The sequence below is a fragment of the Planococcus sp. ANT_H30 genome (assembly GCF_008369335.1).
In the GTDB taxonomy this organism is placed as follows: domain Bacteria; phylum Bacillota; class Bacilli; order Bacillales_A; family Planococcaceae; genus Planococcus; species Planococcus kocurii.
This window is the reverse complement of the sequence record NZ_VOBJ01000021.1, coordinates 1-1,011: the sequence shown is the minus strand read 5'-3', so window position 1 is coordinate 1,011 and position 1,011 is coordinate 1. Positions and strand designations below refer to the sequence as shown.

2 protein-coding genes and 1 rRNA gene are annotated in these 1,011 nt (G+C 47.8%); 2 read left to right on the top strand and 1 reads right to left on the bottom strand.

The genetic code is table 11. The features are described from left to right. Together FQ085_RS17920 and FQ085_RS17915 are read left to right on the top strand one after the other, a co-directional pair. The coding region (locus FQ085_RS17920) for a helix-turn-helix domain-containing protein (protein ID WP_188074773.1) at positions 1–203 on the top strand (203 nt) is incomplete at its 5' end. 203 nt (positions 204–406) lie between these two features. Beyond that, entirely contained in the window at positions 407–868 is a 462-nt protein-coding gene (locus tag FQ085_RS17915) for an IS30 family transposase (protein WP_486352012.1), read from the top strand. A 15-nt stretch (positions 869–883) separates the two neighbouring features. Here the strand turns inward: FQ085_RS17915 and rrf are convergent. Further along, positions 884–999: ribosomal RNA gene (gene rrf / locus FQ085_RS17910) — 5S ribosomal RNA — on the bottom strand. Positions 1,000–1,011 lie beyond the last annotated feature (12 nt).

Below are 1,011 nucleotides of genomic sequence, written 5' to 3'. Positions count from 1 at the left end.
GTGTGCGAATCGAGTGTTATTGCCTGAAAGAAAAATCACTGTCCTATATAGCGAAACAGCTAGAACGAAGCAAAAGCACCATCCACTATGAAGTGAAACGCTGTAAGCTTTGCGACGCTCTGTTGGCACAGGCTGATTACGAGGCCAGACCTGAGCTAGACGCTCGGTCAATCAAGAAGACGATTATATCCTATCCAAACTAAAGCTCGACTGGTCACCAGAATGTCTCGTGATGGTACTGGAAAATGCATCAAAAACCTTTTCCCATCCGTGTTTCGAGCGTTACCGGTACGCGGCTCTCGGCTTGTTCAACCTGTCCCAAAAGCTACTGATCCGCAAAAAAGTTAAAGAATAACGAGGTGAAACACGAGGCAAGCTGCCTTGTCTGAAAAAAATCCATGCACGTTTGGCGCCTCGAAGCCAAGTGGGACATTGGGAAATCGACACCGTCATCGGCATGTCGCACAAGAGCCGGATTCTCACATTGACGGAACGTACTACCCGTTTTGAGAGGAGCTATAAGTTAGCTGCGAAAACGACAAGTGAAACCGCACAGGCCATCATCCATGTGTTGAAAAACCTGCCAAAAAAAGTGGTGAAATCCATTACCGCCGACCGAGGCACGGAATTTCACGGCTGGATCGAAGTGGAGATAGCGTTGGAGATCCCGTTTTACTTTTCGGATCCGGGTGTTTCTGGTCAGCGTGTCACGAATGAGAACAGTAACGGTTGTATTCGGCGCACGTATCCAAAAGGAACTGACTTCAGCCGCATGATACAGAAAGAGACCCTATACTTTCTCTTGATCGTCATTCATTTAGTATGTCCTGATTTTTCCATACAAAAAAGCCGTTACCGGAATCGGTAACGACTTTTTTCATGTACCCAGCGACGTCTTACTCTCACAGGGGGAAACCCCCAACTACCATCAGCGCAAAAGAGCTTAACTGCCGTGTTCGGGATGGGAACGGGTGTGGCCTCTTTGCCATCATCACTGGACTATTTGGTTGA